This is a genomic window from Streptomyces sp. NPDC048637, from assembly GCF_040650675.1.
Classification (GTDB): domain Bacteria; phylum Actinomycetota; class Actinomycetes; order Streptomycetales; family Streptomycetaceae; genus Streptomyces.
Window position 1 is genome coordinate 15,179 of the sequence record NZ_JBEZHQ010000012.1, and the last position, 17,214, is coordinate 32,392.

Genomic DNA, 17,214 nt, shown 5'->3' on the forward strand with positions numbered 1-17,214 from the left:
CCCGGGCCCGGGGCCGGCCCCGACGCCGGTCACGCCGGCCGGCGCACCTCCACCGTCCGGAAGCGGTTCGCCACAAAGGCGCCGTCGCACAGCGCCGCATTGGCCGCCGGGTTGCCGCCCGAGCCATGGAAGTCCGAGAACGCCGCGGTCTGGTTCACATAGACGCCGCCGGTGAGATTCAGCGACAGCTGGGCGCACTCCTCCAGGCAGGCCTCCTCCACCAGCTGCTCGACCTCGGGCGAGGTGGTGTACGCGCCGACCGTCATGGCGCCCTTGTCGCGGACAGTACGCCGCAGCAGATCCACCGCGTCGGCCGCGGAGTCGACGGCCACCGCGAACGACACCGGGCCGAAGCACTCCGACAGATAGGCCGCCTCGTCGTCCGGCTTGGCGCCGTCCAGCTTGACGATCACCGGAGTACGGACCGTGGCCCCGGGGAATTCGGGGTTGGCCACCTCACGGGAGGGCAGCGCCACCTCGCCGAGCCCGACAGCCGCGTCGATCCGCTCCTTGACCTGCGGATTGACGATGGCGCCCAGCAGGGCGTTGGCCCGTGCGTCATCGCCCAGCAGGCCGCTCACCGCGCCCGCGAGATCGCTGACGACCTCGTCGTACGACTTCGGTCCGGCGTCCGTGCTGATGCCGTCGCGCGGGATCAGCAGATTCTGCGGGGTGGTGCACATCTGGCCGCTGTAGAGCGACAGCGAGAAAGCGAGGTTGCTGAGCATGCCCTTGTAGTCGTCGGTGGAGTCGATGACGACGGTGTTGACGCCGGCCTTCTCCGTGAAGACCTGCGCCTGCCGGGCGTGCGTCTCCAGCCAGTCGCCGAAGGCGGTCGAGCCGGTGTAGTCGATGATCCGGACCTCGGGACGGACGGCCAGCGTCTTGGCCAGGCCTTCACCCGGCTTGTCCACGGCCAGGCACACGAGATCGGCGGGGAAGCCGGCCTCGGTGAGCACCTCGCGGGCCACCTTGACGGTCAGCGCCAGCGGCAGCACGGCGCGCGGATGCGGCTTGACCAGCACCGGGTTGCCGGTCGCCAGAGAGGCGAACAGGCCCGGATAGCCGTTCCACGTCGGGAAGGTGTTGCAGCCGATCACCAGGGCGACACCGCGCGGCACGGCCGTGAAGCTCTTGGTCAGTTCGAGCGGGTCACGCTTGCCCTGCGGCTTGGACCACGGCGCCTGCTCCGGGATGCGGACCTGCTCGGCGTACGCATACGCCACCGCCTCCAGGCCACGGTCCTGGGCATGCGGCCCGCCCGCCTGGAACGCCATCATGAAGGCCTGGCCGCTGGTGTGCATCACGGCCTGCGCGAACTCATGGGTACGGGCACTGATCCGGGCCAGGATCTCCAGGCACACCGCCGCCCGCGTCTCGGGACCGGCGTCCCGCCAGACGGGGAGGGCGGCGCGCATGGCCGGCAGCAGCTCGTCCACATCCGGATGCGGATAGCTGATGCCCAACTCCGGGCCGTACGGCGAGACTTCCCCGCCCGTCCAGTCGTCCGTGCCGGGCTGGTCGAGCTCGAACCGCTTGCCGCGCAGCGCCTCGAAGGCGGCCATCCCGTCGGGTGCGGCGGTCTCGCCGTACGCCTTCGGGTGCTCGGGGTGCGGGGACCAGTACGCGCGGGTGCGGATCGCCTCCAGCGTCTGGTCGAGGGTCGGGCGGTGCTTCTCGATCAACTGCGCTGCGGTCATTTCGGCGGCCATCGATGACCAACTCCTCGTCGAGCCGGGCGGAGAGTGGATGCGGAGAGCGGATAAGGGCTGGGAGCGGACAAGGCAACGGAGTTAGAGTAACCGAACGATCGGTCGGGGCAAGAGGGCCCGGCCAGCCTGTGGAAAAGTCGGTCGGGGAGGATCAGCAGGCATGACGGCAATCGGGACCAGCAGCACCGTGGCAGTGGTGGGCACCGGCACCATGGGACAGGGCATCGCGCAGGTGGCGCTCGTCGCCGGCCATCGCGTACGCCTCTATGACACCGCCCCCGGGCGCGCCGGGCAGGCCGCCGAGGAGATCGGGCGGCGGCTGGACCGGCTCGTTGAAAAAGGCCGGATCTCGGCGGACGGGCGGGACGACGCCCGCGCGCGCCTCTCCCCCGCCACCGCCCTCGCGGAGCTGGCCGACGCCGCGCTGGTCATCGAGGCGATCCTGGAGCAACTTCCCGCCAAGCAGGAGCTGTTCACCGCCCTGGAGGACATCGTGGCGGCGGACTGCCTGCTGGCCACCAACACCTCCTCGCTGTCGGTGACCGCGGTCGCGGGCCGGCTGCGCCACCCCGGCCGCTGCGTGGGCCTGCACTTCTTCAACCCCGCGCCGCTGCTCCCCCTGGTCGAGGTGATCAGCGGCTTCGCCACCGACGAGGCGTCCGCCACCACGGCGTACGACACCGCCGCGGCCTGGGGGAAACAGCCGGTGCGCTGCGCCGACACCCCCGGTTTCATCGTCAACCGCATCGCCCGCCCCTTCTACTCCGAAGCCCTGCGGGCCTACGAGGAACGGGTCGCCGACCCCGCCACCATCGATGCGGTGCTGCGGGACGGCGCCGGATTCAAGATGGGGCCCTTCGAGCTGACCGACCTCATCGGGCAGGACGTGAACGAGGCGGTCACCCACTCCGTGTGGCAGGCCTTCTTCCAGGACCCGAAGTTCACCCCCTCCCTGGCGCAGCGCCGGCTGGTCGAGTCCGGGCTGCACGGCCGTAAGGCGGGGCGGGGATGGTTCGATTACTCCGAGGGCGCCCGCCGGCCGGAACCGCGGACCGCGGAGCCCTGCCCGGCACCCGTGTCCGTCGGTCTGCACGGGAAGCTGCCCGGCCCCGCGGTGCTGCTGCGCGAGCTCATCGAGGAGGCCGGCATCAAGGTCACCCGCGACCGCACGCCGGGGGTGCCGGAGGGCTTCATCCGGCTTCCCGGCGGGGCCTGTCTGGCGCTGACCAACGACAGTCCGGCCACGACCCCGGTCCATGGGAACTGCATCCGCTTCGACCTGTCCCTGGACTACCGTGCCGCGACCCGGATCGCCCTGGCGGCCTCGGCGGCGGTCTCCGAGGAGGACCTCGCGGAGGCTGTCGGGCTGTTCCAGGCGCTGGGCAAGCAGGTCAGCGTGGTCGAGGACGTGCCGGGAATGATCGTCGCCCGGACGATCGCGATGATCATCGACTTCGCCGTGGACGCCGCGGCCCGCGGAGTCGCGACCCCTGAGGACATCGACACGGCCATGCGGCTCGGCGTGAACTACCCCGGCGGCCCCATGGAGTGGGTCGAGCGGCTCGGAGCCCATTGGGTGCGGGATCTGCTGGACTCGATGCACCACCAGAACGCCGGCGGACGGTACGCACCGTCCTGGGCGCTGCGGCGCCGTGCAGACCTCGAGGAATGGGTGCTCTAATCATGACCATGGCCAAGCGAGACACCTATACGCCCGATTCGCTGCTCGCGGTCGCCGTCGAGGTGTTCATCGAGCGCGGCTACGACGGCACGTCCATGGAGCACCTCTCCAAGGCGGCCGGTATCTCGAAGTCCTCGATCTACCACCATGTGCGCAGCAAGGAAGAGCTGCTGCACCGCGCCATAAGCCGGGCGCTGGACGGGCTGTTCGGCGTGCTGGAGGAACCGGGCGCCCGCCAGGGACGGGCGATCGAGCGGCTGGAGCATGTCACCCGGCGGGTGGCCGAGGTGCTGATGGACGAATTGCCCTATGTGACGCTGCTGTTGCGGGTGCGCGGAAACACGGACACCGAGCGGTGGGCCATGGAGCGCCGCCGGGAGTTCGACCACGAGGTGTCCGACCTGCTCAAGCAGGCCGCCGCCGACGGCGACCTACGGGACGACGTGGACATCCGGCTGGCCACCCGGCTGCTCTTCGGCATGATCAACTCGATTGTGGAGTGGTACCGGCCGGGGCGCGGTGGCGCGGTGAGCCGTGACGAGGTCGCCGAGGCCGTGGTGCGTACGGCGTTCGCGGGGCTGCGCAAGCAATGATCCGCGCCCTCGCCGGCCCCTGAGAACCATGGTCCGGGAGCGGGGTTCCGGCATTTTCCGAGGGGCCCGTGCCCGGCGAGGGCCCGTGCCCGGCGAGGGCTCACTCCAGCGGCGGCCGGGCCGGTCATTCCTCTTCGGGGCCGAGGTCGGTCTCCTCGAAGACCAGCAGGGTGCGGGTGCTCAGTACTTCCGGTATCGACTGGATACGGGTGAGGACCAGCTCGCGCAGCTCGCGGTTGTCCTTGGTGTGGACCAGCAGCAGCACATCGAAATCGCCGCTGACCAGTGCGATATGTGTGGCGCCCGGCAGGGCCGTGAGCTGCTTGCGCACGGTCCGCCAGGAATTCTGCACGATCTTCAGCGTGATGTAGGCGGAGGCACCCTGACCTGCCCGTTCCTGGTCGATAAGGGCGCTGAAGCCGCGGATCACACCGTCGTCGATCAGCCGGTTGATCCGGGCGTAGGCATTGGCGCGCGAGACATGCACCCGCTCTGCCACGGAGCGTATCGAGGCCCTGCCGTCGGTCTGCAGCATGCGCAGGATCGAGCGGTCGATGGTGTCCAGCGGGCGCGCGGCCGGCGCGGGCGGGGATGCCGTCGGCGGCGGGCCGGCTGCTGTTGCAGGTTGCCCACCGGAATTGGCCATCTGTTCGTCCGGCATATGGTCCCGCCTCCCCTTTGTGGACGCCCTGGCTTCATCTCAAGCTGTGGAGAACCGTTTGTCCACAGGCTGAGCCCGCCTGTAGCCAAAATGCATCAGCGACCGAACAATCGGTAGGGCAGGGCGTACCCGCCCTGGCCGATTCCATCCTGCCCACCCGCCGTCCGCCCACCACCCCTATGAGGCGCCTCGCGCCACCCCCTTCGATCCGAGGAGGTGCTCGACATGACGGTCCTTGAGCAGCCCGGCAGCAGCAGGAACAAGAGCAGCCTGGCCGGCCCGCCGCCCGCCTGGCAGCCGCGCGTCGACCCCGCGCCCCTCCTGCCCGACGCGGAGCCGTACCGCCTCTTGGGTACGGACGCCGCGGCCAGGCTCGACTCCGGACTACTGACCCGGCTGTACACCCAGCTGGTCCGCGGCCGCCGGTACAACGCCCAGGCCACGGCCCTGACCCGGCAGGGGCGCCTGGCGGTCTACCCGTCCTCCACCGGGCAGGAGGCCTGCGAGGTCGCCGCGGCGCTGGCTCTGGAAGACCGGGACTGGCTCTTCCCCAGCTATCGCGACACCCTCGCCGCCGTGGCCCGCGGCCTCGACCCCGTACAGGCCCTGACCCTGCTGCGCGGCGACTGGCACAACGGCTACGACCCCCACGAACACCGCATCGCCCCCCTGTGCACCCCGCTCGCCACCCAGCTCCCGCATGCCGTGGGCCTGGCGCACGCCGCCCGCCTCAAGGGCGACGAGGTGGTCGCGCTGGCCATGGTCGGCGACGGCGGCACGAGTGAGGGCGACTTCCACGAGGCGCTGAATTTCGCGGCGGTCTGGCAGGCACCGGTCGTCTTCCTCGTCCAGAACAACGGCTTCGCGATCTCCGTGCCGCTCGCCAAGCAGACCGCCGCGCCGTCCCTCGCCCACAAGGCGGTCGGATACGGCATGCCGGGCCGCCTGGTCGACGGCAATGACGCCCCCGCGATGCACGAGGTGCTCAGCGAGGCCGTGGAGCGGGCCCGCAGGGGCGGCGGCCCCACCCTGATCGAGGCCGTCACCTACCGCATCGAGGCGCACACCAACGCCGACGACGCCACCCGCTACCGCAGTGACGCCGAGGTCGAGACCTGGAAGGCACACGACCCGATAGCCCTGCTGGAGCGTGAGCTGGCCGCCCGCGATCTGCTGACCGACGCCTTCGTCAGCGCCACCCGGGACGGTGCCGAGCAAATGGCGGCCGATCTCCGTGAGCGGATGAACGCCGACCCGGAGGTGGACCCGATGGACCTGTTCACCCATGTATTCGCCGAGCAGACCAGCCAACTGCGGGCACAGGCCGCACAGTTGCGCGCCGAGCTGGACGCCGAGGCCGCCGGACACACCGAGGACGCAGCGGGCACCGACGGGTCCGCCGAGGAGGCCAGGCCATGACGACCACCGCTCCGGCGACCGCGCGCAAGCCCGCCACCATGGCGCAGGCGCTGACCCGCGCACTGCACGACGCCATGGCCGACGACCCGTCCGTGCATGTCATGGGCGAGGACGTCGGCGCCCTGGGCGGCGTCTTCCGGGTCACCGACGGCCTCGCCAAGGAATTCGGCGAGGACCGCTGCACGGACACCGCGCTCGCCGAGGCCGGCATCCTGGGCACCGCCGTCGGCATGGCGATGTACGGGCTGCGGCCGGTCGTCGAGATGCAGTTCGACGCGTTCGCCTACCCGGCGTTCGAGCAGCTGATCAGCCATGTCGCCCGGATGCGCAACCGCACCCGCGGCGCGCTGACGATGCCGCTGACCATCCGGGTCCCCTACGGAGGCGGGATCGGCGGGGTCGAGCACCACAGCGACTCCTCCGAGGCGTACTACCTCGCCACCCCGGGGCTCCAGGTCGTCACCCCGGCGACCGTCGAGGACGCCTACGGACTGCTGCGTGCCGCGATCGCCTCCGACGACCCGGTCGTCTTCCTCGAACCCAAGCGGCTGTACTGGTCCAAGGCCGACTGGTCGCCCGATGCACCCACCGAGGTCGCCCCCCTGGGCCGCGCCGCGATCCGGCGCCGCGGCAGCAGCGCCACGCTGATCACCTACGGTCCGTCGCTCCCGGTCTGCATGGAGGCCGCCGAGGCCGCCCGCGCCGAGGGCTGGGACCTGGAAGTGGTCGATCTGCGGTCCCTGATGCCGTTCGACGACGAGACGGTCTGCGCCTCGGTGCGGCGGACCGGGCGGGCCGTGGTCGTCCATGAGTCCAACGGGTTCGGCGGCCCCGGCGGCGAGATCGCCGCCCGGATCACCGAACGCTGCTTCCACCACCTGGAAGCGCCGGTGCTGCGCGTCGCCGGCTTCGACATCCCCTATCCGCCGCCGATGCTGGAGCGGCACCACCTTCCGGGCGTGGACCGGATTCTGGACACCGTCGCCCGCCTCCAGTGGGAGTCGGACTGGACCGAGGGACGTGGTGAGTGATGGCCGTGGTCCGCGAATTCACCCTGCCCGACCTGGGGGAGGGCCTCACCGAGGCGACGATCGTGCACTGGCTCGTCGAGGTCGGTGAGGTGGTGGCCATCGACCAGCCGGTGGTGGAGGTAGAGACCGCCAAGGCGATGGTGGAGGTGCCGTGCCCGTACGGGGGCGTGGTGACCGCCCGCTTCGGCGAGGAGGGGGCCGAAGTCCCGGTGGGGGCCCCGCTGGTGACGGTCGCCGTGGGAGCCGTGCCGGATGATCTGGCGGGGGACGGTCCCGGGACGGGTCCGGGCTTTGGGGCGGGTGCGGAAGGTGAGGCGCCCGCGGACGGCGCGGCGGATTCCGGGTCCGGGAATGTGCTCGTCGGGTACGGCACGAGTGCGGCGGCGGCACGGCGGCGCCGTATCCGGCCGGGGCCGGGAGCGGGCCCCGTGGCGGGAGTGCCACGGCCGCCCGGCCGGGTGGCGGACGGTTCGGCCGGTGCCGGAGCGGCCGAGGGGGCGCCTGGCGGTTCAGGGGCGGTTGCCGCCGGGGCGACGGCCCTTGGGGCGGTCGGCGTCACCGGAGCAGCCGGGACCTCCGGGGCGGACGGTCCGGCGAGGGCGGACGGTTCGGCCAGGGCCGGTGCGGTGGAGGACGACAGCCGTACGGTGGCCGTCATTTCGCCGCTGGTGCGCCGGATGGCGCGGGAGAACGGCCTGGACCTGCGGGAGTTGACGGGGTCCGGACGGGACGGGCTGATCCTCCGTACGGACGTCGAGTGCGCGCTCCGGGCGCGGCGGGAGCGGGAGACGGCCGGTGCCGCCGGAGCAGCCCCCACGGCCGGGGCCGGTGAGCTGACCGGTGCCGGTGTGACGGGCGTGGCGGGAGCCGGGGCCGTGACGGCCGTTGGATCCGCGGCCCGGGCCGGTGCCATGGCGGGTGAGGAGCGGATCCCGCTGAAGGGGATGCTCGGTGCGGCCGCCGAGAAATTCAGCCGCAGCCGCCGGGAGATCCCGGAGGCGACCTGCTGGGTGGAGGCCGATGCCACCGAACTCCTCGCCGCCCGTAAGGCGATGAATGTGCCGGGCGCCCCCAAGGTGTCGCTGCTCGCCCTGCTGGCCCGGATCTGTACGGCCGCGCTCGCCCGGTTCCCCGCGCTCAACTCCACCGTCGACACCAAGGCCCAGGAGATCGTCCGGCTGCCCGCCGTCCATCTGGGCTTTGCGGCGCAGACCGACCGCGGCCTGGTGGTGCCGGTCGTACGGGACGCCCATGCCCGCACGGTCGAGGGGCTGTCCGCCGAGATCGTCCGGCTCACCGAAACCGCCAGGGCCGGCGGGCTCTCCCTGGCCGAGCTGACCCACGGCACCTTCACCCTCAACAACTACGGCGTCTTCGGCGTCGACGGCTCCACGCCGATCATCAACCACCCGGAGGCGGCGATGCTCGGCGTCGGCCGGATATCTGCCAAACCCTGGGTGCACGAAGGTGAGTTGGCCGTCCGGCAGGTCGTCCAGCTCTCGCTCACCTTCGATCACCGGGTGTGCGACGGTGGCACCGCCGGCGGCTTCCTCCGGTTCGTGGCCGACTGTGTGGAACAGCCCGCGCTGTTGCTCCGGACGCTGTGACGGGGAGTGCGGCGGGTGGCGGCGACGCCGGGGCAGCCGCCCCGGCTGCGCCCGCTGTGGTGGAGATGACATCTGCTGCCGCTCCGGCAGCGGTGTGATTCCGGCGCCCCCGGCGATACTCAAGGGGTGAACGAGCTCACCGACCACGACGCCATCGTGCTGGCCGGCGGCGCGGCCCGGCGGCTCGGCGGGGCGGACAAACCCGCCCTGCCCGTCGGTGGCCGCCCGCTGCTGGACCGGGTGCTCGCCGCCTGCCCCGATGCGGCGACCACCGTCGTCGTCGGCCCGGCCCGCCCGACCACCCGCGCCGTCGTCCACGCCCTGGAGGACCCGCCCGGCGGCGGCCCGCTCGCCGCACTGGACGCCGGTCTGCGGCACACCACCGCCCCTACGGTGCTCGTCCTCTCCGCCGACCTCCCGTTCCTGACGGCCGCGACCGTACGGAGCCTCCTGGCGGCGGCGACGCGAACGGCAGGCGGTGCCGGACCGGGCGAGGGCTCCGCGCCTCGTGACGGGGCGATGCTCCGGGACGCCTCGGGGCGGGACCAGCCGCTGGTGGCCGCCTACCGGGCCGAGCCGCTGCGCCGTGAACTGGCGCGGTTGCGGGCCGCACACGGCAGTCCGGCCGGACTGCCGCTGCGTGCGCTGCTGGCCGAGTTGGTGCTCGAACGGGTTCCGGACGCCACCTCCACGGCCTCCTTCGACTGCGACACCTGGGAAGACATCAGCGTGGCACGCGCCCGTATCAGGGAGCATGGGAGTGTGTTGGATGAATGGATCACCGCAGTCAAGGCCGAACTGGGCATCGAGCTCGATGTCGACACGGTGGCGCTTCTCGATCTCGCGCGGGACGCGGCACATGGCGTGGCCCGCCCCGCCGCGCCGCTGACGACCTTCCTGATCGGTTATGCGGCGGGCCGCCAGGACCGGGATGTGAAGGAACTGGCCGATGTGGCCGCCGCGCTGGCCCATCGCTGGGCGGCCGAGGCCGGGGGCGCGTCCGACGCCGGCGGCGCCCCGGGTGCCGAAGCGAAGCCCGCGGAATGACCGACGGGGAGTGCGGCGGGAGGCCCGGCGGCGTGGCGGGCGGGCCGTGGGGCGGCCCCTCGGCCGAGGGGCGCGGCGACCCCTTCGACGATGCGCTCGCGCTGGCCAACGGCACGGCGCCGACGCGGGTACGCCCCGGGGCCGGGTCCGAGGCCACGACCGCAACGGCGCCGTACACCGCCGGCGGGGCCGCGGCCGCCACCTCCTCGGCGACCGACAGCGGCGGCGACGCCCCCTACACACCGGACGACCCGTTCTCCCCTGACGACCCCGCCGCTGTCCGGAGCGGCCCCTCCGGCCCCGCTGGCCCCGTACCTCCCACCGGCCCCGGCCCGCGCACCACCCCGGCCGCCGTCCCCTGGCACACCGCCCGCGAGCGCGCCGAGCGCGCCGTACCCGGGCCGCCCGCGCCCGAGACCTCGGCGTTCGGCGAGGCGCTCGGCCGTGCGCTCGTCGCCCCCCTCACCGCGCTCACCGATCTGCCGTCGTTCGACACCTCGGCGATGGACGGCTGGGCGGTCTCCGGCCCCGGCCCCTGGCGCCTGGAAAAGCCCGCCGACGCCCCCGAGGCGGGCCCCCCGTCCGGCATCCTCGCCGGTCACGCCCCCACCGAGGCGCTCCTCGACGGCCATGCGATCCCGATCGCCACCGGCGCGCGCGTACCGTCCGGCGCCACCGCCGTACTGCGCAGCGAGCACGGCGAGGTCCGTGAGCTGAGCGACGGCGGACGACGGCTGTACGCACCACGGCCCGCGCCGCCCGGCCAGGACATCCGCCCGCGCGGCCAGGAGTGCCGCCGCGGCGACCAACTGCTGCCCGCGGGCGCCCTGGTGACCCCCGCCGTCCTCGGCCTGGCCGCGGCGGCCGGCTACGACGAGCTGACCGCCTACCGCCGGCCGCGGGCCGAAGTGTTCGTCCTGGGCGATGAGCTGCTGGACCACGGGCTGCCGCAGGAGGGCCGGATCCGCGATGCCCTCGGCCCGATGCTCGCCCCCTGGCTGCAGGCGCTGGGCGTCGAGGCGGCGCCGCCGCGCCGTCTCGCCGACGACGCCGACACCTTGTACGCCGCCCTGGTGGAGTCCACCGCCGACGTGGTGATCACTACGGGCGGTACCGCCTCGGGCCCCGTCGACCATGTGCACCCCACCCTGCGCCGGCTCGGCGCGGAGGTGCTGGTGGACGGAGTGGCGGTACGCCCCGGGCACCCCATGCTGCTGGCCCGCCTGGCCCCGCGCCGGCATCTCGTCGGCCTGCCGGGCAACCCCCTCGCCGCCGTCTCCGGCCTGCTCACCCTCGCCGAACCGCTGCTCCGTACGCTCGCCGCCCGCCGGCCCGCCGCGCCGTACCGCACGCCGCTGGCCGCCGCGGTCCCCGGGCATCCGCACGACACCCGGCTCGTTCCGGTGGCCTACCGCGACGACGAGCGGCACGGCCTGATGGCGGTACCGTTGCGCTTCCACGGCCCGGCCATGCTGCGCGGGATCGCCTCCGCCGATGCGCTGGCCGTCGTCCCGCCCGGTGGCGCGGAGCGCGGCACCGAGCTCGAAATCCTGGAATTCCCCTGGTCAGCGGGCTGGTCGGGGGGATGGACGCCCGGCTGGGCGGCCCCCGGGGGCCCGTACGACCCCACTGAAGCCACCGGAGGCAGTGCGTGAAGCTCCCGTCCCAGGACGCCGCGGCGCGTGAGGTGCCCGAGGAGCGTTCGCACCGGGTGCTGCTGCCGCGCCGCGCCCCCATGCCGCCGCTGCGGCAGGTCGCCCGCCGGCTGCTGATGGCGCTGTTCGTCCTGCTCGCGACGGTCTTCATCGTCTGGATCGACCGCAACGAGTACCACGACAACGCCGACGGCCGGGTCGACCTGCTCGACTGCTTCTACTACGCGACCGTCACGCTCTCGACCACGGGATACGGCGACATCGTCCCGTACGGCGACAGTGCGCGGCTGCTGAACATCCTGCTCATCACGCCGCTCCGCGTGCTGTTCCTGATCATCCTGGTCGGCACCACACTGGAAGTGCTGACCGAGCGCACCCGCGAGCAGTGGCAACTGAAACGCTGGAGAAACGCCTTGCGCGACCACACCGTCATCGTCGGCTTCGGGACGAAGGGCCGTTCCGCCGCCCAGACCCTGTGTGCGACGGGCCTGAACCGCGACCGCGTCGTCATCGTCGACCCCAGCAGCAAAGTGATCGACGCGGCGGTGGCCGACGGGTTCGCGGGGGTGGTCGGCGATGCGACCCGCAGCGATGTGCTCCTCCGGGCCGAGGTTCAGCGCGCCCACCAGGTCGTGATCGCCACGCAGCGCGATGACACCGCCGTGCTGGTCTCGTTGACCGCCCGTCAGCTCAACAAGAGGGCGAACATCGTCGCGGCGGTGCGGGAGGAGGAGAACGCCCCGCTGCTGCGGCAGTCCGGCGCCGATGCCGTGATCACTTCGGCCAGCGCGGCCGGCCGGCTGCTGGGGCTCTCCGTCCACAGCCCCAGCGCGGGCACCGTCATGGAAGATCTGATCCAGCAGGGCAGCGGCCTCGACCTGGTGGAACGCACGGTGGTGAAGGCGGAGGTCGGCAAGTCCGTACGGGAGACCAACGACTTGGTCGTGTCCGTGCTGCGTGGCCACCGGCTCCTCGGTTACGACGATCCGGAGGCCAGCCCGCTGCAGATCACGGACCGTCTGATCACCATTGTGCGGGCGGCCCCGACGGAGGCGGTGGACCACTCCGGCAAGCAGCCCGCGAAGCCGACCCTCCCCGGCACCGGCGTCGCCCCGATGCGCCGGGCGGATGAATAACCGCACGTCGTGCGGGGGCAACCGGCCGACCCGGCGGTAGTTTTCGGCGCCCGCACCTTCGCCCCGTGCGCGGACGGCGAGTAGCCTCGCGCCATGCGAGCGATCACTATCCCGGAGCCCGGTGGCCCCGAAGCACTTGTCTGGGCGGACGTCCCCGATCCGCAGCCCGCCGAGGGCGAGGTCCTGATCGAGGTCGCGGCCAGCGCCGTGAACCGCGCCGATCTGCTCCAGCGCCAGGGCTTCTACGACCCGCCGCCCGGCTCCTCCCCCTATCCGGGTCTGGAGTGCGCGGGGCGGATCAGCGCGCTCGGCCCCGGCGTGCACGGCTGGGCCGTCGGTGACGAGGTGTGTGCGCTGCTGGCGGGCGGCGGATACGCGGAGAAGGTCGCCGTCCCGGCCGGACAGGTGCTGCCGGTGCCGGCCGGCGTGGACCTGGTCACGGCCGCCGCGCTGCCCGAGGTGACCTGCACGGTCTGGTCGAACGTCTTCATGATCGCGCACCTGCGGCCCGGTGAGACGCTGCTGGTCCACGGTGGTGCCAGCGGCATCGGCACGATGGCGATCCAGCTCGCCAAGGCCGTCGGCGCACGGGTCGCGGTGACCGCGGGCGGTCCCGAGAAGCTGGCCCGCTGCGCCGAGCTGGGCGCGGACATCCTCATCGACTACCGCGAACAGGACTTCGTCCAGGAGATCCGCAAGGCCACCGACGGCACGGGCGCGGATGTCATCCTCGACATCATCGGCGCCAAGTATCTGCAGCGGAACGTCAAGGCGCTGGCGGTCAGCGGACGGCTGGCGATCATCGGCCTGCAGGGCGGGGTGAAGGCGGAGCTGAATCTCGCCGCCCTGATGGCCAAGCGCGCCGCGATCACCGGTGCCGGGCTGCGCGCCCGCCCGCTGAACGAGAAGGCGGCCATCGTCGCCGCGGTACGGGAACACGTCTGGCCGCTGATCGCCAACGGTCAGGTCCGGCCGATCGTGGACCGCACGCTCCCGATGGCGGACGCCGCCGAGGCGCACCGGGTCGTGGACGCGAGTGCGCATGTCGGCAAGGTCGTGCTGACGGTCTGAGCCGACGGCCGCCCCCTCCGTAAGCCGCGCCGTCCGCGCCCGCCCCTCCCGCATATCGCCCGGTAACCCGGCCGACATGTCCAAGATGCCGTGAATCTCATCACATGTGACGCTGAACAGGTCACTCGACGGCTCGGCACGGGAGGGGCACTGTGGTCGCTCCAGGATTCCGTTCGCGCATCGCCACCGGCTTGTTGGTGGCTGCCGTCGTCCTGCCCGTTCCGATAGGAGCCACCTCCGCGGCGGCTGCCGACCGGCGGGCCACACCGGTCGACCGTCCCCCGCATCTGGCCCGCCCGGGCGATCCGCCCGACGGCGTCCCGGGTGATGCCGGCGCCGACGGTTTCGGTCTCGACGGATACGGCGCCGACGACTTTGCGGCCGGCCCGCCACCGGTCGAGGGGCCTGGGGACGGAGCGGGCCGGGCGCGCGCCGGGCACCCCGGTCACCCGGGGGCCCCGGCACGTGTCCCGGAGCTGCCGGACCGCTTCCCCGGCCTGCCGTACGGCCTTCCGGGCTTCCCGCACCGGCCGCATCACCACTTCGGGGGGCTCCGCGGGCACGGACGGTGGCACCACCACCCGCGTCACCCGTTCGGCCCTGCGTTCTCCGTACCGGGCCCGCCGTACTCCGTCCCGGGGTCCGATGGCGGACGATCCGACCTCCCGAGGCCCGGCAGGCACGGGCCCCCCGCCGCGACGGGCTCGCCCGACACCGACCGTGCGCACCCGCGGCCCGGTCGGCGTGCCCCGAAGCCGAAGCACCGCAAGCCTTCGGCGTCCGAATCCTCCGCGGCAGCGGCCACCCCGCCACGGCCCGCCCCTTCGCGCCGCTTCGATGTCGCGGACCGGTTCACCCGGCGCTCCTACGAGGCATTGCCGCCACTCCCGACGCCCGCCCCGGAGGAGTCCCGCTCCGCACCGGGGAGCACGGACGACGACTCGGCGGCAACGGCGACCCCGTACGCCATGGAGACCCCCGGGGCCCCGGTCGAGCGGGTTCTGCCGATGGGTGCCGGCCTTGCTCTCACCGGCCTGGGGCTGGCCTTCTTCGCCCTGCGGCTGCGCCGGAACTGATGATTTCCGTGGTTTCACGTGAAACGGCGAGAATCCGCTGTTTCACGTGAAACAGCGGCAGCCGGATCCGTTCGGAACGGTGGATCACGTTCTCCCAGGGGCACCACTTGTCAGGAGCCCACGTACGAGAGAATGGCGGCATGGATATGCCGATGAACGAACGGTCGCAGGAGAATCCGCACGTCCTGGTTGTCGGCCCGGACGGCATGGCGCTCGGTGGCGGCGGCTCCGGCGGCGGGGACGACGGCGAAGAATCCCGGGAGACCCCCTTGACGGACATGGTCGAACAGCCTGCGAAGGTCATGCGCATCGGCAGCATGATCAAGCAGCTGCTGGAGGAGGTGAAGGCCGCTCCTCTGGACGAGGCGAGCCGGGTCCGGCTCAAGGAGATCCACTCCAGCTCGGTCAAGGAGCTGGAGGACGGCCTGGCGCCCGAGCTGGTCGAGGAGCTGGAGCGGCTGTCGCTGCCGTTCACCGAGGAATCGGTGCCGACGGAGGCGGAGTTGCGGATCGCCCAGGCCCAGCTGGTCGGCTGGCTGGAGGGGCTCTTCCACGGCATCCAGACCGCACTGTTCGCCCAGCAGATGGCGGCCCGTGCCCAGCTGGAGTCGATGCGCCGTGCGCTGCCGCCCGGTGCCGTTCCGATGGACGGCGAGGAGGGCACGCCCGGTCACGGGGGCGCCCGCTCGGGCCCGTACCTCTGAGCCTCCGCCCGGTATCTGCGCGGCAGGCCGGAGCGCACCGAGGAGCCACAAGCAACCGGACAGACGGAAGGGGCCGGCACGCGGAATGCGTGCCGGCCCCTTCCGTCTGTCCAGGAGGCCCGTGGGCCGTATGCCGTCAGCCGCTCCGGCCGGTCGAGACGGTCAGCTCGATGGTCTCGCCGTCACTCGGATCCCACCGCCCGAACGGGTCCGGGGACTGGTCCGTGACGGTGTTCTTACCCCAGAGCGCGCTGTCCTCGTGCTCGATCTTGTACTTCCAGCCGGCCGCCGCGATGCACTTCTTCACCGAGTCCAGATTCTTCAAGCGGAACGAAGGCATATAGATCTTGCCTTCATCGCCGTAGACCTTGGACGGGTTGGTGCACTCGGAGGTCAGGATCGTCGCCGTCTTGTCCTCGGGCCGGACGCTCTCGGTGGTGTCGGGCAACGCCGACGTCGGGAGAATGTCCTCGTCGTTGCTGCCGCTGGAGCCGGCGCTCAGACCGATGCCGATCGCGATCGCGGTGACCACGATGACGCCGACGATCGCCGAGACGACGATCACCGGGGTGTTGTTCTTCCGGCGGGCGGGGCCGCCGACCGGCGACATCGAGGACGTCACCGGAGGCGGGGTGTACGCCGGGGGCTGGTAGCCACCCGTGTTGAACGGCGCCGGGCCCGGAACGGGGCCCGGAATGGGGCCCGGCGCGGGCGTCGGGTAGGTGTTGTTCGGCGGCGGGGGTGTCGAGGGGCCGAAGGCGGCCGCCTGAGTCGGCTGGTACGGCTGCTGCACGTTCGGCGGGGCCGGGGTGTGCGGGTTGCCGGAGGCGGTGGGAAAGACCGCGGAGGAGACCGACGCCCCGCTGGTACGCGCCCGCGGGCCCTCGCCGATGATCAGCGGCGTCGCACCGGACTGCCCGGACCCGACGATCCGCAGACACTCGTCCCGCATCGCCTCGGCGGTGGGGAAGCGTTCGTTGGGGTTCTTCTTCAGCGCACGGGCCACCAGCGCGTCCACGGCCGGCGGCAGCGAGCTGTTGATGCTCGACGGGACCGGGGGCTCTTCCTGGACATGGGCGTAGGCGATGGCGAGCGGGGAGTCCGCGTCGAACGGCAGCTGGCCGGTCAGCAGCTCGAAGAGCATGATGCCGACGGAGTAGAGGTCGGAGCGGGCGTCCACACTGCGGCCCAGGGCCTGCTCGGGCGACAGATACTGCGGGGTGCCGACGACCATGCCGGTCTGCGTCATGGACGTCACACCGGACTGCATGGCGCGGGCGATGCCGAAGTCCATGACCTTGACGACGCCGCGCTTGTTCAGCATCACGTTGCCGGGCTTGATGTCCCGGTGGACCAGGCCCATTTCATGGCTGACCTCGAGCGCCGCCAGCACATCGCCCGTGATCTTCAGGGCCTTTTCCGTCGGCATCGCGCCATGTTGAGCGATGTCGGTGTCCAGATCGGAGCGCAGCGGCTGGCCCGCGACGTACTCCATGATGATGTACGGCACCATGCCGCCGTCGAGCTCGTCCTCGCCCGAGTCGAAGACGGAGACGATATTGGTGTGCGTGAGCTTCGCCACGGACTGGGCCTCACGGCGGAAGCGCTCACGGAAGGCCTGCTCGCGGCCGAGCTCGGTGTGCAGTGTCTTGATCGCGACCTCGCGGTCCAGGACGCTGTCGTAGGCGAGGTGAACGGAAGCCATACCGCCGGCGCCGAGAAGATCACGAAGCTGGTAACGTCCTCCGCCGACCGAACGGCCCTCGAATTGGCCCTGAGTGCCGTCCTGGCTCATCGTTCCGCTTCCCCCTAGGCGCACTA

Annotated in this window: 14 protein-coding genes; 11 read left to right on the forward strand and 3 right to left on the reverse strand. The window is 72.2% G+C overall.

The window, feature by feature from the left end; all coding sequences use genetic code 11:
* Nucleotides 1–29: 29 nt before the first annotated feature.
* Nucleotides 30–1,712 (reverse strand): phenylacetic acid degradation protein PaaN, encoded by a 1,683-nt coding sequence (gene paaN, locus AB0C46_RS17575; protein WP_362828680.1) that lies wholly within the window; start codon nucleotides 1,710–1,712, stop codon nucleotides 30–32.
* Between the two features lie 160 nt (nucleotides 1,713–1,872).
* Here paaN and AB0C46_RS17580 point away from each other — a divergent pair, with 160 nt between their 5' ends.
* Both AB0C46_RS17580 and AB0C46_RS17585 read left to right on the forward strand, forming a co-directional pair.
* The gene (locus AB0C46_RS17580; protein WP_362828681.1) at nucleotides 1,873–3,393 is read left to right on the forward strand and encodes a 3-hydroxyacyl-CoA dehydrogenase; all 1,521 of its coding nucleotides are present in this window, start codon (nucleotides 1,873–1,875) and stop codon (nucleotides 3,391–3,393) included.
* Nucleotides 3,394–3,395: 2 nt separating this feature from the next.
* Nucleotides 3,396–3,986, forward strand: a complete 591-nt coding sequence (locus tag AB0C46_RS17585; RefSeq protein ID WP_362828682.1) for a TetR/AcrR family transcriptional regulator — start codon at nucleotides 3,396–3,398, stop codon at nucleotides 3,984–3,986.
* A gap of 124 nt (nucleotides 3,987–4,110) precedes the next feature.
* Here the strand turns inward: AB0C46_RS17585 and AB0C46_RS17590 are convergent, their stop codons facing one another.
* Nucleotides 4,111–4,647, reverse strand: coding sequence for an Lrp/AsnC family transcriptional regulator (locus AB0C46_RS17590; protein ID WP_362828683.1), 537 nt, complete (start codon nucleotides 4,645–4,647; stop codon nucleotides 4,111–4,113).
* Between the two features lie 225 nt (nucleotides 4,648–4,872).
* Between AB0C46_RS17590 and pdhA the strand changes: the two genes are divergently transcribed.
* From pdhA to AB0C46_RS17635, 9 genes are all read left to right on the forward strand, one after another.
* Complete coding sequence (gene pdhA, locus AB0C46_RS17595) at nucleotides 4,873–6,066, forward strand: pyruvate dehydrogenase (acetyl-transferring) E1 component subunit alpha (RefSeq protein ID WP_362828684.1); 1,194 nt, start codon at nucleotides 4,873–4,875, stop codon at nucleotides 6,064–6,066.
* The gene (locus AB0C46_RS17600) at nucleotides 6,063–7,097 is read left to right on the forward strand and encodes an alpha-ketoacid dehydrogenase subunit beta (protein WP_362828685.1); all 1,035 of its coding nucleotides are present in this window, start codon (nucleotides 6,063–6,065) and stop codon (nucleotides 7,095–7,097) included. The genes pdhA and AB0C46_RS17600 overlap by 4 nt, the downstream gene beginning before the upstream one ends.
* Nucleotides 7,097–8,704 carry a dihydrolipoamide acetyltransferase family protein gene (locus tag AB0C46_RS17605; RefSeq protein ID WP_362828686.1) on the forward strand — a complete coding sequence of 536 codons (1,608 nt, stop codon included), beginning with the start codon at nucleotides 7,097–7,099 and terminating at the stop codon, nucleotides 8,702–8,704. The genes AB0C46_RS17600 and AB0C46_RS17605 overlap by 1 nt, the downstream gene beginning before the upstream one ends.
* A gap of 126 nt (nucleotides 8,705–8,830) precedes the next feature.
* Nucleotides 8,831–9,751, forward strand: coding sequence for an NTP transferase domain-containing protein (locus tag AB0C46_RS17610; RefSeq protein WP_362828687.1), 921 nt, complete (start codon nucleotides 8,831–8,833; stop codon nucleotides 9,749–9,751).
* The gene (locus AB0C46_RS17615) at nucleotides 9,748–11,406 is read left to right on the forward strand and encodes a molybdopterin molybdotransferase MoeA (RefSeq protein WP_362828688.1); all 1,659 of its coding nucleotides are present in this window, start codon (nucleotides 9,748–9,750) and stop codon (nucleotides 11,404–11,406) included. Before AB0C46_RS17610 ends, AB0C46_RS17615 begins: the two co-directional genes overlap by 4 nt.
* Complete coding sequence (locus AB0C46_RS17620; RefSeq protein WP_362828689.1) at nucleotides 11,403–12,542, forward strand: potassium channel family protein; 1,140 nt, start codon at nucleotides 11,403–11,405, stop codon at nucleotides 12,540–12,542. The genes AB0C46_RS17615 and AB0C46_RS17620 overlap by 4 nt, the downstream gene beginning before the upstream one ends.
* Nucleotides 12,543–12,635: 93 nt before the next feature.
* A complete protein-coding gene (locus AB0C46_RS17625; RefSeq protein ID WP_362828690.1) occupies nucleotides 12,636–13,613 on the forward strand; it encodes an NAD(P)H-quinone oxidoreductase in 978 nt (325 codons plus the stop codon).
* A gap of 152 nt (nucleotides 13,614–13,765) precedes the next feature.
* Nucleotides 13,766–14,689 carry a hypothetical protein gene (locus AB0C46_RS17630; protein ID WP_362828691.1) on the forward strand — a complete coding sequence of 308 codons (924 nt, stop codon included), beginning with the start codon at nucleotides 13,766–13,768 and terminating at the stop codon, nucleotides 14,687–14,689.
* A gap of 140 nt (nucleotides 14,690–14,829) precedes the next feature.
* Complete coding sequence (locus AB0C46_RS17635) at nucleotides 14,830–15,393, forward strand: bacterial proteasome activator family protein (protein WP_362828692.1); 564 nt, start codon at nucleotides 14,830–14,832, stop codon at nucleotides 15,391–15,393.
* Nucleotides 15,394–15,529: 136 nt separating this feature from the next.
* Here AB0C46_RS17635 and AB0C46_RS17640 read toward each other — a convergent pair whose 3' ends face one another.
* A complete protein-coding gene (locus tag AB0C46_RS17640) occupies nucleotides 15,530–17,188 on the reverse strand; it encodes a protein kinase (RefSeq protein WP_362828693.1) in 1,659 nt (552 codons plus the stop codon).
* Between the last annotated feature and the right edge of the window lie 26 nt (nucleotides 17,189–17,214).